The organism is Brooklawnia cerclae (genome assembly GCF_011758645.1).
GTDB lineage: Bacteria > Actinomycetota > Actinomycetes > Propionibacteriales > Propionibacteriaceae > Brooklawnia > Brooklawnia cerclae.
This window is the reverse complement of record NZ_JAAMOZ010000001.1, coordinates 2,635,549-2,661,388: the sequence shown is the minus strand read 5'-3', so window position 1 is coordinate 2,661,388 and position 25,840 is coordinate 2,635,549. Positions and strand designations below refer to the sequence as shown.

Here is a 25,840-nt window from a genome sequence, read left to right as displayed (position 1 = left end):
CGCGAGGAAGAGGTTCCATGCCGGAGTCGATGAGTGCGCTGCTGCTGGACGAGCCGGGCGAGCCGGCAGGCCTGCGCCTGGGCCGGGTCGCGGTGCCCGAACCCGGGCGGGGTGAGATCCGGGTACGGGTCGAAGCCTGCGGCTTGAACCCGGTCGACGTCCACCTGGTCCGGGGCGGGCATCCGGCGTGGAACTGGCCTCATGTGCCGGGGATCGATGTCGTGGGGGTCGTCGACGCGGTCGGTGAGGGCGTCGACCGGGTGCTGACCGGCGATCGTGTCGCCTACCACGGAGACCTGCGTCGTCCAGGAGGCCTGGCAGACTACGCCGTGACGGACGCCAGTGCTGTCGCCGTGGTGCCCGCGGGCGTCGACCCGGGCGCGGCGGCCGCGCTGCCGTGCGCGGGCATGACGGCGTACCTGGCAGTGGTGCGCCGCTTGCGCGTCACGGAGGACTACACGCTCCTGGTCACGGCGGCAGCAGGCGGGGTGGGCGGGTTCAGCGTTCAGCTCGCGGCAGCGGCGGGAGCCCGGGTGATCGCGACGGCGTCCGCCGCGAACGCCGACCACGTGAAGCGACTGGGCGCCCACGAGGTCATCGACTATCGCACGGAAGATGTCGCCGCCCGGGTACGCGAGCTGACGAGGGGCCGCGGAGTCGATGGTGTGGTCGACACGCTCGATCGGGAATCGGCCACGGCCAACCTCGGCCTGCTGGCGTACGGCGGTGGGCTCGCCGCGGTCGGGGCGCGTCCGGATCTCGACGCTGTGCCCGCGTTCACGATCGCGCCCTCGGTGCACGAGATCGCGCTCGGTGCGGCCTATGGTCATGCCGACCCGCGCCCGCGCACAGACCTGTCGGTGATGCTGGGAACGTTGCTGGGGCTGGTCGACGCGAGAAGGCTCGATCCCATGGTCTCCCGCGTCCTGTCTCTCGACGAGGTGCCGGACGCCTTGACCGCGCTCGCCGGCCGGCACGTGCGCGGAAAGCTCGTCTACCGGGCGCGTTGACGTCCGGTAGCACCGCGCGAGATCGCCGGCCTCGGTCAGTGGGCCCCCGAGGCCCGCTCGACCAGGACGGCGACCTGCACCCGGGTGGTGGCGTCCAGCTTCGCCATGATGTGACTGAGGTGGGTCTTCACCGTGGCCTCGCTGCAGCCCAGCCGCCGGCTGATCTGCGCGTTGGAGAAGTTGTCGTGCACCAGTTCGGCGATCTCGCGCTCACGGCCGCTCAGCGACGCGAGGCTGCGCGCGGCCTCGGCGATGCGCTCGTGATCGGACGACCGGGCGAACTGCTCGATGACGTGGCGGGTGCTGCGAGGGGAGAGGATGGCGTTGCCCTGGATGACGACACGGATGGCCGATCGCAGGTCCTCGGGTGAGGTGTCCTTCAGCAGGAACCCGCTGGCTCCGGCGTCCAGGGCCTCGTAGACGTAGCGGCCCAGGTCGAAGGACGTCAGTGCGATGACCTTCGGGGGATTGACCTCCCGTTGCAGCCGGGCGATGGCCTGGATGCCGTGCATGCGCTCCATCCGGATGTCCATGAGAACCGCGTCCGGGTGGTGCACCTGGACAGCCCTCAGCACCTCGTCCCCGTCGGATGCCTCTCCGACCACCACGAGCCCCGGGTCGTGACCGAGGATGGCGCGGAGTCCCGTGCGGACCATGGCGTCGTCGTCGACGACCAGGACGCGGATGGGGCGAGCGGGGACAGTGGTGCGTGTGCTCACGAACAGCACTGTAGATCGCACGTCCGACAGGTTTGCTCGCATGTGGTCGCCGCGCCGGTGAACCTCAGCGCCGGGGTGTGCTGCGGCTCGACCACGGGATCCGGGCGTCGACGACGAAGCCGCCACGGCCGTCGGGGGCGGCCCGTACGACCCCGCCCAGCCTGCTCGCCCGTTCCTGCATGCCGATGATGCCGGCCATCGCCCCGGGGAGCCCGCTGTCGACGCCGTTGAGCAGGTTCGCGACCACGAGGTGAACACCCGTGGCCGGAGAGGCGCGGAGATCGAACCTGACCGGGCAGCCCGGGGCATGCTTGACCGCGTTGGTCAGTGCCTCCTGAGCGATCCGGTAGACGCCACGATCGAGCAGGTCGCTGGCAGATCCGGCGTCCTGCACCAGCACGGTGACGTCGACGGGGACGCCGGCGGCGCGGGCGGAGTCGATCAGGTCGGGTAGTGCACCGAAGCCGATCGACGGCTCGTGGTCCGGGGCCTCGGGGACGGCCGGATGAGTGCCCTCCGTCGGCTCGCGCAACGCCGAGACGAGGTCTCGAAGATCTTCGAGCGAGCGATGGGCGTTGTCGCGGAGTACATGGGCGGCCTGTGAGACGGCCGGGTCGCTGCTGGCGGCGGCGTCCTCCAGCGCCCCGGAATGCAACGAGATGAGTGACAGCCGGTGGGCCAGTGCATCGTGCACCTCCCTGGCCAGGCGCTCGCGCTCGTCCTGGCGCGAGACGGTCTCCTCGAGGCGATCCCCGCGGTGTTCGGCTGCGGCCCTGGCTTCCCGCGTTGCCGACAGATCGCCGCGGAAGCGGACGAACCACGCGGCGCCGAGCACGACCGCTCCGGTGAGCACCGCGATCCCGACGCTGATGCCCAACTGGAGCATCTGGTCGGCCTCGCCGTATTCCAGCGGGTCGGGATCGATGTACACCGCCCAGGCCGTCTGCAGCCATGGCCGGAATCCGTCGCGGACGCCCGCCCAGATCGTGATGAGGCCGGCGATCACGCTGGCGACCTGTGCTTCCGCACGATCGCGATGGACCACCACGGCGCCTGCGCCGAGCAGGAGCAGCAGGCTGTCCAGCCGCAGCACGGACGTGAGCAGGGCGCCTCCCGCGACCGCGATCCACGGTTCGCGCCGCCGCATGAGCAGGGCGGGAAGCGACGCGAGCACCGCCAGCATCGCCAGCACCCCCACGTCGGTGAGCTCGCCCTGTGGATCACCCGAAACCATGTAGACGTCCTCCGCGGAGATCGCGGCCACCCCGGAGACGAGGCACGCCGCGGCGCCCAGGAGCGCCCCTACGACGAGCCAGACGACGCTTGCGATGCGTCTCACTGTGGGGGACGGATGAATGGCCGGCATGTCTTCGAGCGTAGGGACGAGCACTGACAAGGTAATCGCCCGATCATCGACGAGCCCCATCGAACGATCGGCCGAAAGGATGACCCCCGCGACGCGGATCGGGCGATGTGGCCGGAGGGCATCCGGCGGTCTCATGGACTCGCGAACCGACAGACAGGAGTCCCCGACCATGAGCCAGCCCCCTTACCCTCAGCAGCCCGGCGTCCCGCAGGGCCAGCAGTACGCACCCACCTACCCGTACGTCCCCCAGCAGCCCACCACCAAGCCGAAGAAGCCCTGGTACAAGCGGTGGTGGGTCTGGGTGATCGGCGTCATCGTCCTGATCTCCTTCATCTCCCAGTTGGGTGGTGGTGGGGACGACGCGGCGACGACCCAGCCGGCCGGGACGACGACCCAGGCGGTCGACGGCGTCGTCACCGAGGCCCCCGTGGCTGATCCGACCACCGCGGAGCCGGTCACCGAGGCCCCGGCCGTCGGCATCGGGGGCACGCTCACGGTGGGCGAGGTGCAGTACACGCTGCTCGACTACACCCCCGGTGTCACGAGCCTGGGCAACGAGTACTTCAACACCACTCCCCAGGGCCAGTTCGTGATCGTCACGCTCACGGTCAAGAACATCGGGCAGGACGCGATCACCGTCATCGGCGACATGGTGGCGCTGCGCAGCCCCGATGGAACCGAGTACAGCGCGTCCGACGAGGCATGGGCCTACCTCGACGACAGCCCGCTGGCGAAGGACATTAACCCGGGCAACTCCCTCGACGCGAAGTTCGTCTTCGACATCCCGGTGGACGCGCAGCCCACCGTCGTGGAGGTGTCCGAGGGGTTCTGGGGCATGAACACCGCGGAGTTCACCCTCGGGTGAGCATGAGCCTCCGCCGACGAGGGGGCGGCGGAACGGAGGACGGCACGCGCACTCCCGTCGCGCGTGCCGTCCGCGCGTTTCCCGAACGGTTGTGCGGGGGCCGAGCCGTGCGGTCGGCGAGCGTGTGGGTCAGCCCCGGCGCAGACCGGCGACGAAGGGTTCCAGCCGGGCGAAGGCCTCCCGGAGTTCCTCCCGGGACGCGGCGTACGAGAGCCGGACGAACCTGTCGGCGGTGGCGGGGCCGAAGTCCTTCCCCGGGGTCAGGGCCACGTGGGCCTCGTCCAGGGCGCGCTGGCAGAACTCCCATGCGTCCAGTCCCGTGCCCGAGACGTCGCAGTACACGTAGAACGCGCCGTCGGGGGGCACCGGCACGGGCAGGCCGAGCTCCGCCAGACCGTCGAGCACGATTATGCGGCGCTCCACGAGGTCGTTCCGGCGTTCCTCGCACACGGCCAGCGACTCCGGGGTGAAGCAGGCGAGCGCCGCCATCTGCGCGGGCGAGGACGCACACAGGAAAAAGTTCATCGCCAGGCGCTCGGCCGCACCGACGAGTTCGGTGGGCAGGACGCACCAGCCGAGCCGCCAGCCTGTCATGCCGAAGTACTTGGAGAAGCTGTCGATGACGATCGCGTCGGGGTCGCAGGTCAGGACGCTGCGCGGAGCCGATCCGCCGGGGCCACGGTCGGCCAGGCCCAGGTAGATCTCGTCGACGATGCGCCAGGCGTCGCGGTCGCGTGCCAGGCCGCAGATGGCGTCGAGGTCGTCGAAGGGGATCGTCGTGCCCGTCGGGTTGGAGGGGCTCGCGATCATCACCGCCGCGGTCCGGTCGGTCCACGCCCGCTCCACTAAGGACGCGTCCAGCTGAAACCGGGTCTCGGGGCTCGTCTCGACCATGACCAGTCGTCCCCCGAAGGTTTTCACGAGTTCGCGATTGCAGGGGTAGGAGGGGTCGGCGATGATCACCTCGTCACCCGGGTCGATCGTGGCCGCGGTGGCCAGCAGCAGCGAGCCGGAGGCTCCCGAGGTGACCGCGATGCGGGCCGGGTCGATCGTGACGCCGTGCCGGTCCTGGTAGAAGCCCGCGATCGCGTCTCTCAGCTCGGGCAGGCCGAACGCGAGCGTGTAGGGCAGCGGGCGCCCGTCCATGACCTCGCGCATCGCCGCGCGGGTGGCCGGGGGAGCACCGAAGTCGGGCTCGCCGACGTTGAGCTTGATCACGCTGTGCCCGTCGGCCTCCAGGGCGGCGGCCTGTTTGCCGAACGCCATCGCGTAGAACGGCTCGCTCAGCGCCGCACGTTGTGAGAGCTTCATTCGTGGCTCTCCGGCCCGATGGCGGCCAGCAGAGCGAGAACCAACCGGTTCACCGGCACTTCGACACCGTGGCGTTCGGCCGCGCGGACGACGGCCCCGGTCAGCGCGTCGTACTCCAGCGGACGCCCGGCGAGCCGGTCCTGCAGCATGGACGTCGTGGCGCCGGGGGGTGCGTCCTGCAGCCACCCCAGGGTCTCGTCGACCTGGTCGGCGGTGAGAGCGACACCGTCGGCGCGTGCTGCCGCAGCGGCCTCGTCCATGATCTGCCTGGCCAGACGCGCGATGGAGGGCTCGCGCAGCACCTCGACCCGCCGTCCGGTCAGTGCGGTGAGCGGGTTCGCGGTGATGTTGGCGAGCAGTTTCGTCCAGGCCGCGACGTCGAAGTCGTGCTCGAACGCCACCCGCATGTGCCCTGTCACGAGGTCGGACGCCAGCGAGCGGGCGGCATCGTCGTCCGGGAGTGCGAGGTCGTGGTCGCCGACCCTGCGGAGGATCGCCCGGCCCGGGGCGGTGCGCTCGACGTTCAGGTAGAGGACGGCGGGGACGGTGTGAGCGTCCCCGGTGAACGGCGTGACACGCTCACGCTGTTCGATGCCGTTCTGTGCGAGGAGCACGGTCACCCCAGGTCTGGCCAGTACGTGCAACCAGTCCGCGACATCGGCGGTCTGGTGGGCCTTGACGGCCAGGATCGCGGTGTCGACGCCGACCAGGTCTGTGGGGGTCGTCGTATGGCGGACCGGCCACGACTCGGTGGTCCTCTCCTCGGTGATCTCGATCCGGTCGATGGGCGTCCGTCCGCAGACGAGAACGGACCGTCCGGCCCGGGCCATCGCGGAGGCCAGCGACAGGCCGATCGCTCCCGCGCCGATGACAGCCACCGGCCGCTCGTCCGTCGTCACACCCATGCCGAGATCGCCTCCATCCGCCGTGCACGGTGAGTCTACTCGCGGCAGGCCGCGTGCCCGCCGCTCGTTCCGCGGTGTTCACCGGTGTCGGCGGCGGGCGGACGCGGGCGTGACGGCCGGTAGGGGGACGGCCAGGGATCCGATTTCGTCCAGTACTTGACTTTCTGGAACTCCCGACGCACAATAAGTCTAGTACTTGACCGATTCGGGCAGGAGGCCCGAGTTGAACCGAAAGGATCAGAACATGAGTGACATCGAACCAGACATGAGTGATATCGAAGAAGAAGTGCTGGGCCGGCTCGCCAGGCTGCAGCGGCTGCTCCATCGTCAACAGGCCAGGCGTGGCAGATTCGCGGGCCGGCGGGGAAACCCGCGCCGCGGGCAGGGACGCGTGCTGTCGGCGCTGGCGCTGAAGCCCCAGACCAGTCAGCGGGAGCTGATGTACCTGCTGGACATGTCCAAGCAGGGGCTCGCCGAACTGCTCGGCAAGCTGGAGACCGACGGGCTGGTCACACGCGAGCCCTCGGAGCAGGATCGCCGGGTGCTCCTGGTGAGGCTGACCGAGGCCGGCCGTGCAGCCGCCGAGGAACTGGCGGTTCCGGACGATCCCGAGGCGGGGTTCCTGGACGCGCTGACCGCGGACGAACTCCGGATGCTCAACGGGTTCCTGGCCCGGTTGATCGAGAGCCTGGACGACGAACTGTCGGAATACGGTCCCGAGCCTCGTCCCGGACGTGGCCCCAGGGGCGGGCATCACGGTCCGCGCGGGGCTCACGGATTCCCCGGCGAGTTCGGGCCGTACGGCGGGCGCTGGCCGGAAGATGAGCCTGAGGACGAGGCCGGCCCGGGCGCCGAGGGGGGATTCGACCCGGACGACGAGCCCGGTACCGGTCCCCGTGGGCGCGGGGGATTCCCCGGCGGGCCCCACGGACGGCACGGGCGGCACCACCACGAGCGCGGCTGAGGTCTGTGTGGCGTGACGTTATATTTGATGAGAGGCGTTCTCTGACACCATCTCCGGAGGGAGACCACAGCATGCCCCCAACCACGCTCCGGCCGACGCGAGCCACGGCCCAGAAGGAGGCCATCCGTCGTGCCCTGCAGGCGGCGCCCGGGTTCGTCTCGGCCCAGCAGCTGCACCAGCTCATGAGCGAAGAGGGCACCCCGGTCGGCCTGGCGACCGTCTACCGGCAACTGAACACCCTGGCCGCCAACGGGCAGGCCGACACGATCTCGGTCGCCAGCGGGCAGTTGTTCCGCGCCTGCAAGCCCGGTGCTCACCATCACCACCTGGTGTGCGAGAACTGCGGCAAGGCCGTCGAGGTCGGGCCGCCCGATGAGGACTGGTATCAGGCTGTCGCCCACGAGCACGGCTTCACGGTTACTCATCACGTCCTGGAGATCTTCGGGCTGTGCCCGTCCTGCTCCTCAGCGAAGCAGGACGAGGTGCACGGCTGAGAATCGATCAACCCGCATTGACCTATCTGCAACCCCCCGCGTAACCTCGCGGGGGGTTGTTTCATCCTGTTCGGCAGTGAGAGGCGGTGAGGTGCGATGCGAAGTCACAGTCGTCGCGCCGCCGAGTCGTCCTCGCTGATCTGCTGCCACCTGCGCTGAATCCGCGAAGAAGTTCGGTGGCGTCCGTCGCGTGCTGTCCAGGCGCGCGGTCATCGGAGCCCCCGTGACGGGGCGCCATTCGGATCGAGCAGACGAGGTGAACAATGATGGCCCTGATCGACAACGCCGTTTACGTCCAGGGATTCCGCACCGCCGACCCGGCGGATCTGGCCGAGACCTATCGGGTCATGCGAGGTCGCGGCGGCATGGCCTGGATCGGCCTCTACCGGCCGACCGACGAGGAAGTCCGCTCGATCGCCGAGGAGTTCTCCCTTCACCCGCTCGCCGTCGAGGACGCGCTCAAGGGGCATCAACGGGCCAAGCTCGAACGCTACGGCGAGACGCTGGTCGTCGTCCTGCGTCCGGCCCAGTACGTGGACGACGCGGAACGCGTGGACTTCGGCGAGCTCCACGTCTTCATCGGCAGAGACTTCGTCGTCACCATCCGCCACGCCGAGTCGCCCGACCTGGCCGGCGTCCGGCGTCGTCTCGAAGCTTCACCGGAGCTGCTGGCCATGGGGCCGGAGGCGGTGCTCTACGCCATCCTCGACGAGGTGGTCGACCAGTACGGACCGGTGGTCGCCGGGCTGGAGAACGACATCGACGAGATCGAGGACCAGCTGTTCGACGGCACCGAGACGGTCTCCCGCCGCATCTACGAACTCGCGCGCGAGGTGATCGGCTTCCAGCGGGCCACCCAGCCGTTGATCGGCATGCTGGAAGGGCTCCTGCGTGGGTCTGAGAAGTACGAGGTCGACGACGAGTTGCAGCGCTACCTGCGCGATGTGCTCGACCACGCGCTCCGGATCGCCGACCGCACGGGGGTCTTCCGCTCCGTCCTCGAGAACGCGCTGACCGTCGAGGCGACGCTGGTGGCCCAGCGCCAGAACGACGAGATGCGCCGGATGACCGAGCTCAACCTCGCGCAGAACGAGGAGGTCAAGAAGATCTCCTCGTGGGCCGCGATCCTGTTCGCGCCCACGCTCGTCAGCGGGATCTACGGGATGAACTTCGCCCGCATGCCCGAACTCGGATGGTCTGCCGGCTACCCCCTGTCGTTGGCGCTCATGGTCGCCGTCTGTGCGGTGCTCTGGGGCGTCTTCAGGCGCAAGCGCTGGTTGTGAGCCCTTGCCGGGTGGGTGCCGACCCCGGCCCCGGCGTCGCGCGGCGGAATCGCGCGGAAATCGCCCTCGCGGGTGCCGCGCCGGCCTGGCGGGCCCGGCGCCCGAGGTGTCCGTTGGCCGATCCGTGACTCAGTTCCTTCATTTTGTCTGCAACATCCGCCGCATGCTGAGTTTTCCCTAGCCACAGGCTGGTGCCGATGGAGCGCGGGGCAGTTTGAAGGAACTGAGTCACGCAGGGGCGGAGGCACCGGGCTGAGCCGTGCGTTGCGGGGAGGTTACGGCTTTGACGGAGGCGTCTTCCGTCGTGCAAGAAGCTTGCGCCCGGAGGAACATCCCTGCGATGTTGATGCTCATGACAGGTATTGCGCTGGCGGTTCGTCACGTCGCTTTCGAGGACCTCGGCATCCTCGGTCCGCTGCTCGAAGGACGCGGTTACGCGGTGGAGTATCTGGACGCGGGGGTGGACCCGATCGTCGCGGACGCTGTGGTGGGCGCCGACGTCGTGGTGGTGCTCGGTGGGCCCATCGGCGTCTACGAGACGGACGCCTATCCCTTCCTGGTGGACGAGTTGGAGGCGATCGGGAAACGCCTGGACGCCGGGCGTCCCACTCTCGGGGTCTGCCTCGGGGCACAACTGATGGCCCGCGCCCTGGGTGCGGAGGTGGCCCCGACCGGCCGCAAGGAGATCGGCTACTCGCCGCTCACCCTGACTCCAGCGGGGCGCAGCTCGGTCCTCGCCCCGCTGGACGAGACGCCCGTCCTGCACTGGCATGGTGACCAATTCGGGATTCCCGAGGGTGCGGTCCGGCTCGCCGAGACACCCGGTTTCCCCAACCAGGCGTTCAATCTCGGGGACGCGGCGCTCGGCCTGCAGTTCCATCTGGAGGCGGACTGGTCGCGCATCGAGCAGTGGCTCGTCGGGCACGCCGTCGAGTTGGCCGGAGCGGGGGTCGACCCGAATCGCATTCGGGTCGATGCCGCAGCTTTCGGCCCGCGGCTCGCAGATATAGGCGCTCGAATCCTCGGTGGCTGGCTGGATTCCTGCGAAGGCACGTTGCGAAGCTGATCGCGGCGCGTCCCGGGGAACGGTCCCCCGGAAGGAAGTGTTTGATTGTTGGAGTATTGTGTCCTCTGTGGCACGGCGCTCCAACGGCGGTCTAGCTGGGGGCGGCCGAGCGACCGCCTCCTTCGGAGGCTGCCTTGAGTAGTTCTCTGGTCTTCAGCACGGGTTCCCGGCGCTTTCCTTTTCCTGCAGATGATGTGTGGGGTGCGCTGGTCGGAATGGCCGCCATTGCGGGCACACTCGTGATCTCCGTCGGCGGGGCGATAGTCCTGTGGGGGATGCGCGATCAGTTCTCGGCGATGGCGAGCGGACAGGTCGGCCAGGCGAACGGGTATTCCCCGCTCGGCACTTCCCTGATCATCGGCACACTCATCACCACGTTGATCCCCACGTTCTTGATCGCCATGGGCATCGTCACGAGCCAGAACCGCCGGACGACGCCGATCGGGACGGGCGTCGCGTTCTTTCTCTTCTGCCTGGTGTTCGGCTCGATCTGGCAGCAGCGCGGGCTGTCGGAAGTGGATCACTCCGGTTCCGTGGGTGTGCCGTTGCTGATCGGCATGGTCGGGGGCGTCGGCATCGGTCTGATCCTGGCGTGGGTGATGCGGCGTCTTCCGGGACCCGCGGACTTCGAACCGGGGCTTCCGTCCACCGGATCGAACACGGCCACCGACGCGGTTGCGAGGCGCCGCATTCCGCTCACGTGGGCGGGACGTACGCGCTATCACCGTGGGGTCCTCACCAATGGTCTTGTCGCGGTGCTCGCCCTGGTGGGGGGCAGCGTGCCCGTGGTCGTCCATGGCGTGTGGCCGCTGTTCGTCGTGAACGCGACGCTGACGCTCGTTGTCCTCGCCCTCGTCCTGGCAAGCCCCCTCGAGGTGGAGATCAACCCGGAGGGGGTCGTCGTGCACAGGGGCGAGGACACCTGGGTCGAACTCCCGCTGTGCGAGGTGGAGCGGGCAGATGTCGTCCCGCTCGATCCCCAGGTCGACTTCGGCGGCTGGGGGCTGCGTCATGCCGCCGACGGTCGTGACGGAATCACGACCGCGCCCGGCCCGGCCCTCCGCATCGAACGCGCCGGTGCGCGTCCCCTCTGCATCACCCTGACCAACCCCGACACCGCTGCCGAGACGTTGAACGGCCTGGTCGAGCGCGGTATCGATCCCTGGCGCGACCTCTGAGGCCGCACGCCGTCGCCGGATGACCGGACTCCGGCCGCAGACCCTCGTCCGTCGGACGATGTGGGCTCCTGCGATTGGTCGGGGGCGCGCGATCCTGCGGCGGGTCGCTGGATCAACCTGGGTTACGGTTTGTGTGCGCCCTAGTGATCTCAGAACAACGGAATGATCGAGCTTTGAAGCGGTTGTCGAGTGGCGGCCGTCGCTCTGAACACGTTCGTGGAACGGAGAAGCCATGTCGACGACGACAGGTTCTGAACCGCCCACCGATTCCCCGGCGGCGGTTCCTGCGCCGACGAGTCGGGTCGCGGTCGCCGTGTACTGCGTGATCGCCTACGGGCTCGCCTGGCTCGTCTGCCTTCCGCTGTGGCTCGGTGACGGCCTCAGCAGCCCGTTGTTCTTCCCGATCTCCATCGCGATGATGCTGACGCCGACGGTCGCGTCTCTGGTGGTCGTCCGGTTCGTCGAGCGGCGACCGATCGTCCGCACCCTGGGGCTGCGCCCGCCCGATGCCGGACGAACAGCGCTGTGGCTGGGCATCGCCTTGGCGTCGGTGCTGGTGGTCGTGGTGCTCGGACTGGCCTCCAGCGCGCTGCTGGGGACGTTCCGTTTCGACATCGGCGGCATGTCGGCCTTCCGCGAACTGCTGACCACCCAACTCGGGGCCACCGGCCGGACGCCGGACGACCTCGGCATGCCGCTGCGCGTCCTGTGGGCCCTACAGCTCGTCAACGTGGCCGTGGCCTCCGTGATCAACACGCTGCCGGCGCTCGGCGAGGAGATCGGCTGGCGCGGGTACTTGTTCCCGCGACTCCGTGACCTGCTCGGGCCGGTGCCCGCGGTGCTCGTCTCGGGCGTGATCTGGGGTCTGTGGCATGCGCCGCTGATCCTGCTGGGCTACAACTATCCGGGCGATCCCGTGCTCGGGACGTTCGCGATGTGCGTGCCCACCATCGGGCTCGGCGCCCTGCTCGCGTGGGTGAGCCAGCGCGGCGGGTCGGTCTGGCCCGCCGCGCTCGGCCACGGGACCTTCAACGCGGCAGTGGGGTCGTTCCTGGTGATGTTCGGGGACGCGGATTTCGACGTCGACATGCTCGGCGGAACGGTGATGGGCTGGGGCGGCTGGCCCGTGTGGGTGCTGGTGGTGGCGGCGATCCTCGTCGTCAAGGGCCTTCGTCCCTACGACGGACGCGGACGCAGTCCGGCAGCGCCGGTGGTGCCGCTGCGTCCGCCCCCGCCGCCCGACATCATCGCGTGAGAATCTCGACCCAGTTGGCACCCTCGCCCACCGGGTGGGTCACCCGCAGGCCGAGCGTCCCGTTCGCGTCCACGTCGTAGACCCCCACCTCGGGGGTGATCTCCGAGGCGACCAGCAGCGCGCCGTCCGGGAGCACCGCGAAGCTCCGGGGCTGCGGGACGACGGCCGAGTGCGCGACGGCCGTTCCCAGCGACCCGTCCTCGGCGACGGGCAGCGCGGAGATGGTGCCCTCGTTGCGTTCCGAGCAGAACAGGACGCGTCCCGCGGCGTCGAGGTGCAGATCGGCGCCCCAGATCAGATGTTCCTCGCGCGGATCGGCCCCGAAGCGGCTGTGCCCGAGCCCACGGTCGGCCGGGACGCACGGAGTCGCCCCTGCGAACCAGAGCAGCCCCGAGTCGGGGTCGCGCCGGAAATGCAGCGCTTCGCCGGAGTACTCGGTGTTCACGTACACCGAGGTCTCGTCCGCGTCGAGGATGATGTGGCGCGGTCCCGAACCGGCGGGCGCGTCCACCTGCGGCGGATCGAGCGGGATGAGCTCGCCCGTCGGCGCCAGCCGGTACTGCAGCACCGCGTCGTCCCGCAGCGTGACGAAGTAGGCGAACTGACCGTCGGCGCTCACGGCGACGCTGTGCAGGTTGGGACGATGGATGGGTTCGCCCGCGGGGGTGGGCAGGCCGTCGTCGCCGATCTGCCAGACCTCTCCGACACCCTGGTGGTAGGACGCACTGAGCAGCAGGCGGCCGTCGGGTGACAGCGCCAGATAGGTGGGCGCCCCCTCGGCGTCGATGCGACCCAGCCGTTCGAGGCGCCCGCTGGCGCGGTCGAGCTTCAGGGTCACGACGCCGTTGGGATCCTTGACGCCCGCGTGGACGAGGCCGCGGTCGGCGTCGACCGCGAACGGGAGCCCTGCCTGGCCGACGTCGCTGGTTGCCAGGGGAGTGAGGTCGCCTCCCGCATACTCGAAGGTGCTGATGGAACCGTCCCGGGAGTTCGCCACCAGGACAAGGTGAGTGCTCATGGCCCCAGAGTAGGGGTCGCCGAGCGGTGGTGTCGTCCATCCGGCCGGGTCTTGCCCTCGGGCCGGTCGACGGGCTTGATCTTGAGGGGGCTCCTTGAGCTTGTCGGTGGTGGACGTCCCTTGAGTTTGTCGAGATGTCCCTTGAGCTTGTCGGTGGTGGACGCCCCTTGAGTTTGTCGAGACGCTCCTTGATCTTGTCGGTAGTGAACGCCCTTTGAGCTTGTTGGTGGCGAACGTCCCTTGAGCTTGTCGAAAGGGTAGGGACCGGCTTTCGACAGACTCAGCGTCCCTCCGGGTCGAGCGACAGCCGCCCGTCGGCGACCGCGGCCCGCAGCGCCGCGTGATCGGCCTCGGTCTGGTCGGCGTACGCCTGAGCGAACCGGACGAGGGCCGTGGCGGCGGCGTCCGATCGTCCCAGATAGCCCGAGATGCGGGAGGCGCCCGAGGTGCGCGCGTGCGACTTCGCCAGAAGCAGCCCGAGCACCCCCGCGTAGTCGGCGAGCGCGCCCGAGTCGAGGCCGTCGAGAGCGACGGCCCCCTTCATGTTGCGGAACTGCCGCACGTACACCTGCACGTCGGGTACGTGGTAGCTGCGCGTCTGGCCCGGGAAGGGACGCATCGTGGTCGGCGTCTCCAGTCCGGGAAGGTCGGCCCAGCCGAGCAGCGGGTCGCTGACCGTCTGCAGCGCCTGCTGGTATTCGACGACCCGCTGGCCCTGGTGGGCGTGCCGGGCACGGTCGCCGTGCACGTGGCGGGCCAGCACCGAGCGGCGGGCCTCCTTGAGTTGCAGGAACAGCACGTCGTCGGGGCTCGACCCGCCGAGCAACGCGATGAATGCCCGAAGCCCCACAGATCCCACCCCGACCACCTTGTGGGCGACGTCGAGCAGCGTGTAGCTGCCGATGACGCGGCGCCACTGCAGCGGAAGGGTGTGCAGGTAGGCGTCCAGGCAGGTGCCGACCTGGTCGAAGCGCTCCGGCGACACACGCATGACCAGCGGGGGAGCCTCGATGATGCGATACGAGCCGCCGCTCCAGTCCGTCAGCTCCGGCAGCGCGCGATCGGAGGTGCGCAGGCGCGCTTTGGTGACCGCACGCTCGACCTCGTCGCGCAGCGTGGGCTCGCTCACGGTCTCGTTGAGGCGGTTGACGTCGACCTTCATGAACGAACGGGCCAGCAGCGGGGTCTCCGACAGCAGGGCCAACTCGTCCTGATAGGCGCGGACGCATGTGTATGCGGCGTCGCCACACTGCTGCTCGGTCAGGCGGTTCTGGCGTCCGGCCACCCATACGCTCGCCACCAGGCGCCTTAGGTCCCATTCCCAGGCTCCGGGATGCGCCTCGTCGAAGTCGTTCAGGTCGAGGACGAGCTCGCCCTCGGGCGAGCCGTAGAAACCGAAGTTGCCCAGGTGTGCGTCCCCGCAGATGATCGCCGTGATGCCCGTCGACGGCAGGGACGCGCAGTCGAACGCGCAGACGTTGGCCGAGCCGCGCAGAAACCCGTACGGGGACGCCAGCATGCGCTCCAACCGCACCGGGACGAGGTAGGGAATCCGGTCGGCGTGCGAGGCGCGGATCATGTCGACGGGATCGGGCCGGTCGTCCGCGGGCCGCCAGTCACCCAGCGAGAGACGCGGGACCGTGCGGCGCAGCGACTTGCCGTACTCCCGTCGTTCCCGGCGTGAGGGGATCGGTCGGCGAACGGTCTGGAAGGGCTCGTCGTCCGGGGACGGATTCGTCGCCATGGCGCTGATGATGCCACGGTCTCGGTTTCGTCGCCGCTGCTCCGGGAAAACCCTCATTGGGTCAGTGAACACCCTCTCGTAGAATTGCCGCATCGGCCCCACGCGGGCTGCAAACCCCGATCAGGAGGATGATGTCGGTGCGTACGAACAACCCGATCCTTTCCCGCGCGGACGCTTTCACCCCCGGCTACACGACAACCTACGCGCCCAACCAGGGCTACGCCCAAGCGCCTTACGGATACGGTGCCCAGGGCCCCTATGGCGCGCAGAGCGGGCCCAACATGCCCCAGCAGGTCACCGGCCGCATGACTATCGACGACGTCATCACGAAGACCGCGACGCTCATGCTCGTCATCGTCGCGGGCGCCGGGCTCGTGTGGTTGCTGCTGCCCGCCCAGTTGCTCGCGCCGGTCGCGGTCATCGGCTCCATCGTGACGGCGATCACCGTGTGGATGGTGGCCCTGCGACGTGAGCTCCCGGTGGCAGGCGTCTTCGTCTACGCCGGTGTCGAAGGCCTCGTCCTGGGCGCGTTCAGCAAGCTCTTCGAATACATGTACCCCGGAATCGTGCTCCAGGCCGTGGTGGGGACGGTCATCTCGGCGTTCGTCGTGCTCGGCGCCTACAAGTACCTCAACGCACGTGTGCGTGGGCGCCTGGCCCAGATCGTCACCGTGTCGATCATCGCCTATGCGGTCTTTGCTCTGCTCAGCCTCGTTCTCACGCTGTTCGGAGTGAACACCGGTGCGTTCGCGATCGGCGCCGGCGCCGGGCCGTTCGCCTGGCTGATGGCAGGCATCGGCGTCGTCCTGTCGGCCGCCAGCCTGCTGATGGACTTCGACGCGATCGAGAACGGCGTCCGCATGGGCGCTCCCGAGAAGGAGTCCTGGCGCGGGGCCTTCGGCCTCATCACCTCGCTGGTGTGGATGTACACCCAGCTGTTGCGGATCCTGAGCTTCTTCCGCAACTAGAAACCTCGGCACTCACCCCGAAGACAGCCCCGGCCCGGAGTCACCCCCGGGCCGGTGTTGTGTCCGGGCACAGAAATATTGGGGTTGATCGTGGGTCGAGTATGACCCACGATCAACCCCAATATGTTCCTCAGAGGACGGGAACGTGCCCGAGGTGGCGGTCGAGCAGTGACCGTGCCCCCGACGTCCACCGCAGCGAACGCCAGCGGCGCAACGGCACCCAGCTCGCAGACATGGTCGTCCCACCGATGTCGAGCACCTGCGGCTGGGTGGGCTCATCGCAGACCGCGGTGTAGATGATGCGCAGGGCCTGGAAGTCCTCCAGGACGCCGGTGGGGGAGCGGCCGATCCAGTGGTCCGACTGGAGGTCGATGAGCCGGTCTATGCGTACGCGCTGGGCCGTCTCCTCGGTGATCTCGCGGACGACGCCCTCGCTCGGTGTCTCGCCGGACTCGAGGCCGCCACCGGGCAGTTGCCACAGCCCCGGGATCGCGGTGAGGTCGGAGCACTGCGTCCCCAGTACACCCCGCCGCGAGCGCACGATCGCATACGCCGCGACGCGCTGACGGGGCTCGGGCACCTCACCCTCGGACGTGGTGAGGTCGGCGTCTGTTCCCCTCACCTTCACCCGCGGGGGGCGTGAGGAGTGCTGGCGCGGTGTCACTTGCGTGGTGAGGACGACCTCGCCCTCGTCGAGATGGGCGCTCAGCAGGCGGGTGAGAACCCAGCCGCGGCGCCAGAACATCATGCGGGGGTCGTCCCCGTGCTCCACCTCGCCCTCGACGCAGATGCTGGCACCAGGGGCCAACACTCCGACGATGCGCATATGCCCATCCTCCCACGGCGGGCAACCGGTTTCCCGGTGGCGAAGCCCGGGCCGACCGCGACCGGTCAGGACTCGCTGACCGGTGAGCCCTGCAGGTCGGTGACGAGCTGATCACCGTCCACATCGATGTAGATACGCGGCTCGCTGGCGTCCTTCGGCTGCTGGACGGTGATGGTGACCTGATCGGCGGACGGTTTGCCGAGGATCCCCGGCGCGGTGCGGACCAGCCGTGCGAGCACGGACATGTCGATGACCGAGGGATCGAACTGGTGGGCGCTGGTGGTCTCGTGCCGCTGGGTCAGGTACATGGGCACTTTCGAGCCCCGGATGCGACGCTCCATGACCCCGGGGCTCGCGACGACGTCGGCCCAGATCTGGTCGGCGTCCTTGACCCCGATGGCCACGACGAACAGGCGGTCGACCATCACGTCGGCCAGCCCCTGGGCGAGGTCGTCCTCGTCCTTGAGATCGAGCCGTGGGATGAGATCACCCTGGGCGGTGAAGAACACGGTCGTCGATTCCGGCGTGGTGGTGATGGTGATGAGCGTCTGACCGTGGTCGTACTCGCTGATCTGGAGTTCCTGCTTGCCCGAGGAGCCCGAGATCTGCTTGGCCTGGTCGAAGAGAGAGGCCACGTCGTCGAGGTCGAAGTCGGACGGGTCGAAACTGGCCGCTGCCACGAGGTCGTTCCCGTCGTCGCTCGGGGTGATCTCACCGGCGGACCAGACGAACGACTGCGGTCGATCACCCTGGTCGACGTAGGTGAGACGGGCCTGCGTCCGGTCGAGGACGAGGCGGACGACCGGCCGTCCGTTCGCGGCCGCGGTCAACGCGTCCACGACCTCCCTGGCCCGGCCGGGGACGAACAGGTCGTACTCGGGGGAGATGCTCGACGCCGAGGACGACTCGTCCGCTCCGGGTGTGGCCGAGTCGGCGGAGGTGGATGCGGGGGTGCTGGTGGAGGCGGCGGGGCCGATGGGCTCGCCGCAGGAGACGCCGAGCAGCGCGAGGGCAGTCAGCGTCGCGACCCATCCGGCGCGCGCCAAGCCCGCGAGGCGTCGGCAGCCGCGCACACGTGCATCGCTCTTGGTGACCACATGGGAAGGCTACCTTCGCTCTGGGCGAAACCGGACCACGCGCCGTCCGGGCCAATCGCTCCGGAACGCTCCCTTTCGGTTCGGCGGCGCATTACTGTGACAGCAAGCCGGGCCGACGGCGGCTCGGTGAAGCACAACTCCACCAGCGAAAAGAGGTCCCCATGGAACTGTTGAGCGAGGCCACTGGAGAGACCACGGGCACCGCCGTCATCGTCGGCCGGACGGTGCCCAACTCGATCAGGAACGTCTGGAACGTCCTGCTGACGGCCGAGGGCTCGGAGGCTCTGCTCGGCCCCGGCGCCCAACTCGGCAACAAGGGAGAAACCTGGCAGTCGCACGACGGACGCGAGGGAGTCGTCCGCAGCTTCCATCCCTTCGAGCAGATCCGGTTCTCCTGGCGTCTCAATCAGGATTGCGCACCGTCGATGGTGGCGGTGAACCTGAGGTCCGAGGGCACCGACGCCACCCGGATCGAGATCCAGCACTCCAACCTGCCGGAGTCCGCGAACCGTGAACGCGTCGAGGACCGGTGGTCGGCCGCCCTCGAGCGCATTGAGAGCGAGTGCCTCTGACGGGATCTGCCCGTCACCTACACCGGCCCGGTTCGCGGATGACCGCGAGAACCGGGCCGGAGCATGCCCTGGGCATTAGGCTCAAGCCATGATGAAGTTCTCCAAGACGCTGATGATGATCCTCGGTGTCGTCGCCCTGCTGGCGTTCGTCGGCGTGATGATCTACAACGTCATCGAGATCAACCAGATGCACGCGGTGGCCATCGCCAACCGCAGCACCGGTTTCCCGAACCCACGCAACTGGGTGCTGATCGGCGCCGCACTGGGTCTTCTGGCCGGTCTGCTGCTGGGCATCGCTCTCATCCTGCCGAACAAGACCTTCAAGGCCCGCTATGCCGAGGTGCGCAAGGCCGAGCAGATCGCCGAAGCCCGTGCGGCCGGATTCACCGGTTCGTCCAGCGCTCCCACCGATCGCCATGTCACCGACCCCAAGCCGGAGAACGCCCCGAACGGCGAGTGAGGGCTCAGGAAACCGCTGATCAATGCGGGCGACGCTGGTCGAGCCTGTCGAGGCCTGTTGCCGGACGGCGGTTCCGCGTGACCCTTCGACAGGCTCAGGGATCGTTGAGACAGGCTTAGGGATCGTTGTGACGAGCTCAGGGGTCGTTGAAGACAGGCTCAGGGATCGTTGAGACAGGCTTCAGGGATCGTTGAGACGGGCTCTAGGGATCGGTGATCAGCGTATCCCTAGCAGGCCCGGCGCAGGTCAGGCGGCGGGCTGGGCCGCACCGTCGAGGGTCACCGCACCGTTGCCGTTTCCGTTGTTGTTACCGGGCTGCCAAGGGTTGTTCCCGGGGTAGTCGAGCGTGACCGTCGGGATGTTCCACGAGAAGGTGATCGCGGCGGTCGCGGTGTCGGTGGTCTCGCTGTTGCCGCGTCCCTGATCGTTCGCGGTGGTCGTGCTGGACGTCGCGCTCGGCGTCGGGGTGGAGGCCTCGTACGACGGGGCGTGCTGGGTGACGCCGGTGACGATCGGCTGAGGGGTGTAGCGGACGCCGGTCTGCGGCGGGGACGAGTAGGTGGTCGGCACGGCGGCCGAGGCACTCGCGCTGGAGGCCACCGGGGTCGTACCCGCGATAGCGCTCTGCGGTGAGCGTCCGATCGCCACGGTCAGTGCCATGAGGGCGATCACCAGTGCGACGGCGCCGACGATGAGTGCACCGACGAAACCGCGGCTCTCGTCCGAGTCGGAGGAGTTGCGCCCCAGGAAACCGAGCAGCGAGGCTCGCGTCGGTGCGGTGGCGGGCTCGGGGTTGGGGGACGACGGGGACTGCACAGGGATGATCATGGTGTCGTCCGGCTTCGGGGGCAGGGCATCTGCGGCGTTGTCTTCGTCTGCCATCTCGCCCCTCCCGAGTGGACCATGTGTGCGGACCATTTGAAAGACCTGAGCGATCCTCAGGTAACTATACGTTCTTCGATCGATCGGGGCCAGCCTCGTTGACAGCGGGCGACCGGGCGCAGTTGGCTGGAGTCATGACCTCAGCCAGCGTCGGCCGTCCTCGACTCATCGCGCTCGATTGGGGCACCACGCACGCCCGCGCCTATCTTCTGGGCGGATCTGCCGATGGCCCGGTCGTCCGCGACCAGTCGTCCGGGGAGGGAATCTTGTCGGTCGCGGCAGACGATCCCGACCGTGACGGGGCGTTCGCGGCGATCCTCGAGAGGATGGTCGGCGGCTTCCTCGACGAGTATCCGGGGCTGCCGATGATCGCCTGCGGCATGATCGGTGCTTCCCAGGGTTGGCGCACGGCGCAGTACCGCACGCTGCCGACCGAGCTCGCAGGGGCTGGCGGCCTGGTCGTCATCGACACGCCACGCGGGCCGCTGCCGGTCATCGCCGGAGTCAAGAAGAGTGCCCCGGAGCCCGACGTCATACGGGGCGAGGAGACCCAACTGGCCGGGCTCGCCCCGGGCCTGCCCGAGGGACAGGCCTCGACTGTCCTCTTGCCGGGGACCCACAGCAAGTGGGCGCTCGTCCGCGACGGACGGCTGCTCGACTTCCACACGGCCATGACCGGCGAGGTGTTCGCGCTCCTGAGCGGTGACAGCATGGTCGCACGCGTCGCCGAACCCCCCGCTCCCGGCCACGACTGGCGGATCGGTTTCGATCGCGGCCTTGAGCTGGCCACCGGGGGAGTGCCGGGTGACGTCCTGTTCAAGGCTTTCACCATCCGCAGTGCGGTGCTGGACGAGCAACTGCCGCCTACTCAGGTGATCGACTGTCTCTCGGGTCTGCTGATCGGCTCCGAGGTCGCCACGAGGTCGGTGGCGCAGACGTTCGAGGGCCCAATCCTCGTGTGTGGCGGCGAGGCGCTGGTCGAGCGATACCGGCGCGCGCTCGACCGCGCCGGGCTGGCCAGCCGGCCGGCTCCCGCGGACGCCACGGTCCGTGGCCTGTGGCATTCGGCGCTCGGCGCCGGACTGATCAAGGAGGAACAATGGCTGACCAGCTTGGCCTGATCGCGATCCTGCGCGGCATCACCCCGGCGGAGGCGACGAAGATAGCCGACGCGATCGTCGCCGCCGGGATCTCGACCCTCGAGGTGCCCCTGAACTCACCCGATCCCTTCACGTCCATCTCGCGGCTCCGCGAGCGCCTGGGGAGCAGCGCTGTCGTCGGGGCCGGGACGGTGCTCAGCGTCGAGGACGTGCGCAAGTGCCATGAGGCCGACGCGCAGATCGTTGTGGCACCCACCATCGACACCGAGGTCGTCACCGCCGCGCTCGAACTCGGCATGACTCCGATCCCGGGGGTCGCGACTGCGACCGAGGCGTTTCAGGCATACCGGGCGGGGGCCCGGCAACTCAAGATTTTCCCGGCCAACGTGCTGGGCGTCGCGACGATGAAGGCCTGGCGCGACGTCCTGCCGCGGGACGTGTCTCTTCTACCCGTGGGCGGAGTGGACGCGTCCACCATCGGCACGTGGGCCGTCAACGGTGCGGACGGGGCGGGCATCGGGGGCGCCTTGTACCGGCCGGGGCGAGGTGCCGACGTGGTCGGTCAGCGCGCCCATGACCTGGTCGCCGCCTGGACCGGGAAGCGCACGATGTAGTGCGACGATCCCCATCGGCTGAGGCACCGGAACGGTCGTTGAGCTTGTCGAAATGACATTCGCTGGCCCTTCGACAGGCTCAGGAGCCCTTCAACACAGGCCTAGAGGACGGTCGTTGAGCTTGTCGAAACGACCGTTGCTTGAGGTTCCAACCCTTCGACAGGCTCAGGGACCCTTCACCACAGGCTCAGAGGACGGTCGTTGAGCTTGTCAAAACGACCTTTGCTGGAGGTTCCAACCCTTCGACAGGCTCAGGGGCCCTTCACCACAGGCTCAGAGGACGGTCGTTGAGCTTGTCGAAACGACCTTTGCTGGCCCTTCGACAGGCTCAGGGGCCCTTCGGCAGACTCAGGGGTCGTCTGCATCCGTGGCAATCGGGTGTGGCTCACGACGTGCGGCACCGCTAGCATTGGCGGTGCCATTCAGCGAAACGCCCGTTTCAGAAGAGCCGCAGATTCGTCCAAGCAGCAGAGGAGCCGTGATGGAGAACCGCCACACCGTCAGCAAGGAACAGGTCTCACGGATGACCACCGATGAGCTGCGCGCCAACTTCCTCGTCCCCGGCCTCTTCCAGCCGGGAAAGGTCACGCTGGTCCACAGCCACGAGGACCGTGTGGTGCTGGGTGGCGTCGCGCCGTCCACCGAGCCGGTCGCGCTCGAGGCTCCGGACGAGTTGCGCGCCGAGTACTTCCTGCAGCGTCGCGAGGCGGGCATCATCGTCATCCAGGGGTCGGGCGTCGTGACCGCCGACGGCACCGCGTATGCGATGCCGAAGGGGGCCTGCCTCTACCTGGGCCGCGGGGTGCGCGACGTCACCTTCGCGTCCGACGAGGGGCAGGACGCCCGGTTCTACCTGTTCAGCGCCCCGGCCCACGCGTCGTACCCGAGTGCTCTGGTCCTTCCGGGCGAAGGAGACATCCGCGAGCTGGGCGACCAGCAGCACGCCAACCGGCGGACGCTCAACCGCTACATCCACGCGGACGGCATCCAGTCGTGCCAGATCGCCATGGGCCACACGGTGCTCCACGAGGGCAGCATGTGGAACACGATGCCCGCCCACACCCACGATCGCCGGATGGAGGCCTACCTCTACCTCGACGTGCCGGACGATGCTCGCGTCGTCCATCTGCTGGGTGACCCGGAGCAGACCCGGCATCTGATCGTGGCCAACCACGAGGCGATCATCTCCCCGAGCTGGTCGATCCACTCGGGCGTCGGCACGCAGGCGTACTCGTTCGTCTGGGCGATGGCCGGCGAGAACCAGGACTTCGACGACATGGACCACCAGCCGATCGACACCCTGCTCTGAGGCGGAGGTTTCGGGCGTCGGTGCTCGTTTCGACAGGCTCAACGAGCACTATTGGTCCCTGAGCCTGTCGAAGGGCTCGTTTCGACAGGCTCAACGAGCATTGTTGGTCCCTGAGCCTGTCGAAGGGACGTTTCGACGGGCTCAACGAGCGTGTTGAGGCACAGGCTCCGGGTGTTGTGTTCGTTTCGACGGGCTCAACGAGCATTGTTGGTCCCTGAGCCTGTCGAAGGGACATTTCGACGGGATCAACGAGCAGTAATTGGTCCCTGAGCTTGTCGAAGGGCTCGTTCCGACAGGCTCAACGAGCGTGGGCAGACCGGGTCAGCGCTGCGCGCGTCCGGAACGCCACACGTAGACGCTGAGCACGCCTGTCGCGGCTGCCAGGCCCAGCGCCCACCAGGGGAATCCGGGGACATCGGGAGACTTGCCGGCATCGGCGACGGCTTCGGGCGGGGTCGGATCGACCCGCTCGCCGGTCACCAGGATGCGGTGGCTGTTGACGCCGAGAGGGGTGCAGGTGACCAGGGTGACGAGGTCTTTGCCCGCGACCGGGTACAGGGTCGTGGTGTCCTCCGGCTCGACCACCCTCGTCTCGGTGACGCGGTAGGTCAGCACCTCACCGAAGACCTCGATGGTGAACTCGTCGCCCACCTCGACCTGGTTGAGATGGGTGAACAGTGTGGACGAGGCCAGCCCCCGGTGGCCGGTCAGTACGGCGTGCGTGTTCTCACCGCCGACCGGCAGGGCGGTGCCTTCGAGGTGCCCGACGCCCTTCTCGAGGGTGGCGTCGCTGGTGCCGTGGTAGATGGGCAGATCGACGTCGATCGACGGGATCTTGATGCGGGCCATCTGACCCGTGGAATCGGCTTTGAGGAGTTCGCTGTAGTCGTAGGTGCTGCCGGAGGCGCCGTCGCTGGTGGGGATGCGTTCTCCCGCGCCGACCAGCGCCTGACCGCCGAGGAGGCTCGCGTTGTAATCGCGCGCCGCCTGGAGTGCGGCCAGCCGGGACGCGGGACCGATCTGCTGCACCTCGCTGCTGTAGGAGTCGATCTGCTGCGACTGCTGGTACTGGGACATCCAGGCGGCAGCGGTGGGGTAGAGGAGCACGAGTGTGCCGATCAGCCCGACGAGAGCGATCAGGACGGCCGATCGGCGGGGACGGCGCCGCGTTCGCCTGTCCGGGGAACCCGCGCCATGTGCGGGCGCGTTGTCGCGGACCTGGGTTGCAGACATCGGACTCCTCACAAAAAGATGTGGCGGGGAGACGGATCGTCCCCCCGCCACATCGGGGTTGGTGATGTGGATCGGAGCGGATCAGGCGGCCGTGGCAGCCTTGCGCCGTGAGACCAGAGCCGCGCCACCGGCGACCACCAGGAGGGCGACGCCCACCCAGGTGAAGGTCAGGGTGCCGTTGCCACCGGTGAGGGGCAGCTGCCACACGGGCACCTGCTCGTTCTCGACCTCGACGTAGTTGAGCGGCTCAGCGCTGTCGGTGCTCGTGAGACCGGGGTAGATGGTCACCGGGATCGGGTCGGTGATCAGCTGGTAGCCGGTCGGGGCCACGGTCTCGACCAGGTAGTAGGTGCCGGGCTTGAGCACCGGGATGGTGACCAGGCCGTTGTCGTCGGTGGTGCCCTCCCACTCGGCACCGTCGACGGTCACAGGCTGCGTCTTGGCCTCGTCGCGGTAGAGCTTGAAGGTCGCGCCCTCAAGACCCTTCTTCTCGTCATCGTTGGTGGCGTACTTGAAGACGGTCAGCTGGCCGAAAGCGGTCTCGGTGTCGGCCTCGTTGCTGCTGTCGTTGACGAACAGGACGGCCGTGTTGGGGATCTCACCGGTTTCGCCGAGCGAGGTCACCTGGGTGTTGAAGGTGAGGGTGACCTTGCCGCCCTGGACGGCCTCGAGCTTGGTGAGTCCAGCGGCCGTGAAGGTCAACTCAACGGGATCAGTGCCGTCGGTGGACGTCAGGGTGTAGTCGGTGCCGGAGATGAAGCCGGTGACCTCGGTGCCGCCCGCGTTCGTGATGGTGACGGTGGCGCCGGAGGCGATGTACGACAGACGCGAGTCGAGGTCGTCCGAGATCGCGAACTGGGTCAGGCCCTCTTCGGTCAGGTACGGGATGTTGGCATCGATGGTCCACTGAACCACGTCACCGACCTGGTAGTTCGGGGAGGTGGTGCTGGACAGGTCCTCGGCCGTCTTCGTGATACCGGTCACGGCATTCTTGGGGTAGACGTGCACGTCGTAGTTCCACGTGTTGTCCGGGGACGCGAAGGGAAGCGACACGAGGAACGGAGCTGCCTTGGTGACGATGCTCGCCGGGCCGTCGCCCTCGACCACGATGTAGACGCCGAAGTTGAGTGTGTCGAAGGTGATGGTTCCGGTCGAATCGGTTGTGTCGGTCGCCTCTTCGGTCAAGGTGAATGCGAGCGTGCCCACCGTCACGGTTGCCGGAGTGGCGGTCAGATCGACCACCGGTGTAGCGCCTGCCTCGATCGCGTCGTTGAGGTCGTTGACGATGTCCCAATCATCCGGGTCAGTGAGGTCAATGCCGTCCAACTGATAGAGGGTGAAGTCGACGCCCTCGATGGGGTCGGACGAGACAGTCTGCTCGGCACCGGAGGCTGGATCACCCACCTCGGACGGTTGTTCGTACTTGTGCACGATGATGCTCGACTGCCCGTCCTGTGCAGAGTCGATATCGACTGGCTCGATGGCCGATGCGGGGCTTGTCAGCGCGAAGAGGCTGAACATGGCCAGGGCCGTTGCCCCCAAGGCGCCAGTGATCCACCGGCTCAGCCCCCGACTGGTTGTGGACATCTTTTCCCTTTCTG

Annotated in this window: 25 protein-coding genes; 14 read left to right on the top strand and 11 right to left on the bottom strand. The window is 68.3% G+C overall.

Annotated elements, in window-relative coordinates:
• Nucleotides 1-17 precede the first annotated feature (17 nt).
• Nucleotides 18-1,010 (top strand): zinc-binding dehydrogenase, encoded by a 993-nt coding sequence (locus FB473_RS12270; protein ID WP_208390549.1) that lies wholly within the window; start codon nt 18-20, stop codon nt 1,008-1,010.
• A gap of 35 nt (nt 1,011-1,045) precedes the next feature.
• Here the strand turns inward: FB473_RS12270 and FB473_RS12265 are convergent, their stop codons facing one another.
• On the bottom strand, nt 1,046-1,729 hold the full coding sequence (locus FB473_RS12265; RefSeq protein ID WP_341770115.1) for a response regulator: 684 nt from the start codon (nt 1,727-1,729) through the stop codon (nt 1,046-1,048).
• Between the two features lie 64 nt (nt 1,730-1,793).
• Complete coding sequence (locus FB473_RS12260) at nt 1,794-3,095, bottom strand: sensor histidine kinase (protein ID WP_167168111.1); 1,302 nt, start codon at nt 3,093-3,095, stop codon at nt 1,794-1,796.
• 169 nt (nt 3,096-3,264) lie between these two features.
• Here FB473_RS12260 and FB473_RS12255 point away from each other — a divergent pair, with 169 nt between their 5' ends.
• Nucleotides 3,265-3,960 (top strand): DUF4352 domain-containing protein, encoded by a 696-nt coding sequence (locus FB473_RS12255; protein WP_167168108.1) that lies wholly within the window; start codon nt 3,265-3,267, stop codon nt 3,958-3,960.
• Between the two features lie 129 nt (nt 3,961-4,089).
• Here FB473_RS12255 and FB473_RS12250 read toward each other — a convergent pair whose 3' ends face one another.
• Nucleotides 4,090-5,271, bottom strand: a complete 1,182-nt coding sequence (locus tag FB473_RS12250) for an aminotransferase class I/II-fold pyridoxal phosphate-dependent enzyme (protein ID WP_167168105.1) — start codon at nt 5,269-5,271, stop codon at nt 4,090-4,092.
• A complete protein-coding gene (locus tag FB473_RS12245) occupies nt 5,268-6,176 on the bottom strand; it encodes a 2-dehydropantoate 2-reductase (protein ID WP_167168102.1) in 909 nt (302 codons plus the stop codon). Before FB473_RS12245 ends, FB473_RS12250 begins: the two co-directional genes overlap by 4 nt.
• Before the next feature lie 244 nt (nt 6,177-6,420).
• Here FB473_RS12245 and FB473_RS12240 point away from each other — a divergent pair, with 244 nt between their 5' ends.
• The 6 genes from FB473_RS12240 (at nt 6,421) to FB473_RS12215 (ending at nt 12,416) form a co-directional block, all read left to right on the top strand.
• The gene (locus FB473_RS12240; protein WP_167168099.1) at nt 6,421-7,140 is read left to right on the top strand and encodes a MarR family winged helix-turn-helix transcriptional regulator; all 720 of its coding nucleotides are present in this window, start codon (nt 6,421-6,423) and stop codon (nt 7,138-7,140) included.
• A 71-nt stretch (nt 7,141-7,211) separates the two neighbouring features.
• Nucleotides 7,212-7,634, top strand: a complete 423-nt coding sequence (locus tag FB473_RS12235; protein WP_167168096.1) for a Fur family transcriptional regulator — start codon at nt 7,212-7,214, stop codon at nt 7,632-7,634.
• Nucleotides 7,635-7,900: 266 nt separating this feature from the next.
• Complete coding sequence (locus FB473_RS12230; RefSeq protein ID WP_167168094.1) at nt 7,901-8,917, top strand: magnesium and cobalt transport protein CorA; 1,017 nt, start codon at nt 7,901-7,903, stop codon at nt 8,915-8,917.
• Between the two features lie 352 nt (nt 8,918-9,269).
• The gene (locus tag FB473_RS12225; RefSeq protein ID WP_167168090.1) at nt 9,270-9,983 is read left to right on the top strand and encodes a glutamine amidotransferase; all 714 of its coding nucleotides are present in this window, start codon (nt 9,270-9,272) and stop codon (nt 9,981-9,983) included.
• Between the two features lie 215 nt (nt 9,984-10,198).
• A complete protein-coding gene (locus tag FB473_RS12220) occupies nt 10,199-11,161 on the top strand; it encodes a hypothetical protein (RefSeq protein WP_167168087.1) in 963 nt (320 codons plus the stop codon).
• A 232-nt stretch (nt 11,162-11,393) separates the two neighbouring features.
• Entirely contained in the window at nt 11,394-12,416 is a 1,023-nt protein-coding gene (locus FB473_RS12215) for a CPBP family intramembrane glutamic endopeptidase (protein WP_167168084.1), read from the top strand.
• Here the strand turns inward: FB473_RS12215 and FB473_RS12210 are convergent.
• Both FB473_RS12210 and FB473_RS12205 read right to left on the bottom strand, forming a co-directional pair.
• A complete protein-coding gene (locus tag FB473_RS12210; RefSeq protein ID WP_167168081.1) occupies nt 12,406-13,434 on the bottom strand; it encodes a lactonase family protein in 1,029 nt (342 codons plus the stop codon). The genes FB473_RS12215 and FB473_RS12210 overlap by 11 nt on opposite strands.
• A gap of 280 nt (nt 13,435-13,714) precedes the next feature.
• The gene (locus FB473_RS12205; RefSeq protein WP_167168078.1) at nt 13,715-15,178 is read right to left on the bottom strand and encodes a DUF2252 domain-containing protein; all 1,464 of its coding nucleotides are present in this window, start codon (nt 15,176-15,178) and stop codon (nt 13,715-13,717) included.
• A gap of 137 nt (nt 15,179-15,315) precedes the next feature.
• On the opposite strand from FB473_RS12205, the gene FB473_RS12200 reads away from it, so the two are divergent.
• A complete protein-coding gene (locus FB473_RS12200) occupies nt 15,316-16,146 on the top strand; it encodes a Bax inhibitor-1/YccA family membrane protein (protein ID WP_167168075.1) in 831 nt (276 codons plus the stop codon).
• A gap of 130 nt (nt 16,147-16,276) precedes the next feature.
• Here the strand turns inward: FB473_RS12200 and FB473_RS12195 are convergent, their stop codons facing one another.
• The gene (locus FB473_RS12195; protein WP_167168073.1) at nt 16,277-16,972 is read right to left on the bottom strand and encodes an NUDIX hydrolase; all 696 of its coding nucleotides are present in this window, start codon (nt 16,970-16,972) and stop codon (nt 16,277-16,279) included.
• A 65-nt stretch (nt 16,973-17,037) separates the two neighbouring features.
• Nucleotides 17,038-18,069, bottom strand: a complete 1,032-nt coding sequence (locus tag FB473_RS12190; protein WP_167168069.1) for a hypothetical protein — start codon at nt 18,067-18,069, stop codon at nt 17,038-17,040.
• Between the two features lie 161 nt (nt 18,070-18,230).
• Between FB473_RS12190 and FB473_RS12185 the strand changes: the two genes are divergently transcribed.
• Both FB473_RS12185 and FB473_RS17695 read left to right on the top strand, forming a co-directional pair.
• Complete coding sequence (locus FB473_RS12185) at nt 18,231-18,641, top strand: SRPBCC domain-containing protein (RefSeq protein WP_167168066.1); 411 nt, start codon at nt 18,231-18,233, stop codon at nt 18,639-18,641.
• Nucleotides 18,642-18,729: 88 nt separating this feature from the next.
• Nucleotides 18,730-19,101, top strand: a complete 372-nt coding sequence (locus FB473_RS17695; RefSeq protein WP_208390548.1) for a hypothetical protein — start codon at nt 18,730-18,732, stop codon at nt 19,099-19,101.
• Between the two features lie 246 nt (nt 19,102-19,347).
• On the opposite strand, the gene FB473_RS12175 is transcribed toward FB473_RS17695, so the two are convergent.
• The gene (locus tag FB473_RS12175; RefSeq protein ID WP_167168063.1) at nt 19,348-19,983 is read right to left on the bottom strand and encodes a hypothetical protein; all 636 of its coding nucleotides are present in this window, start codon (nt 19,981-19,983) and stop codon (nt 19,348-19,350) included.
• Nucleotides 19,984-20,117: 134 nt separating this feature from the next.
• Between FB473_RS12175 and FB473_RS12170 the strand changes: the two genes are divergently transcribed.
• The 3 genes from FB473_RS12170 to kduI all read left to right on the top strand — a co-directional run bounded on the left by FB473_RS12170 (nt 20,118) and on the right by kduI (nt 23,006).
• The gene (locus tag FB473_RS12170; RefSeq protein ID WP_167168060.1) at nt 20,118-21,104 is read left to right on the top strand and encodes a 2-dehydro-3-deoxygalactonokinase; all 987 of its coding nucleotides are present in this window, start codon (nt 20,118-20,120) and stop codon (nt 21,102-21,104) included.
• Nucleotides 21,083-21,697 carry a 2-dehydro-3-deoxy-6-phosphogalactonate aldolase gene (locus FB473_RS12165; RefSeq protein ID WP_167168057.1) on the top strand — a complete coding sequence of 205 codons (615 nt, stop codon included), beginning with the start codon at nt 21,083-21,085 and terminating at the stop codon, nt 21,695-21,697. The genes FB473_RS12170 and FB473_RS12165 overlap by 22 nt, the downstream gene beginning before the upstream one ends.
• A gap of 481 nt (nt 21,698-22,178) precedes the next feature.
• The gene (gene kduI / locus FB473_RS12155; RefSeq protein ID WP_167168054.1) at nt 22,179-23,006 is read left to right on the top strand and encodes a 5-dehydro-4-deoxy-D-glucuronate isomerase; all 828 of its coding nucleotides are present in this window, start codon (nt 22,179-22,181) and stop codon (nt 23,004-23,006) included.
• Nucleotides 23,007-23,327: 321 nt separating this feature from the next.
• On the opposite strand, the gene FB473_RS12150 is transcribed toward kduI, so the two are convergent.
• Together FB473_RS12150 and FB473_RS12145 are read right to left on the bottom strand one after the other, a co-directional pair.
• Nucleotides 23,328-24,239 (bottom strand): class C sortase, encoded by a 912-nt coding sequence (locus tag FB473_RS12150; RefSeq protein ID WP_167168051.1) that lies wholly within the window; start codon nt 24,237-24,239, stop codon nt 23,328-23,330.
• Nucleotides 24,240-24,320: 81 nt separating this feature from the next.
• Complete coding sequence (locus FB473_RS12145; RefSeq protein WP_167168048.1) at nt 24,321-25,826, bottom strand: SpaH/EbpB family LPXTG-anchored major pilin; 1,506 nt, start codon at nt 25,824-25,826, stop codon at nt 24,321-24,323.
• Between the last annotated feature and the right edge of the window lie 14 nt (nt 25,827-25,840).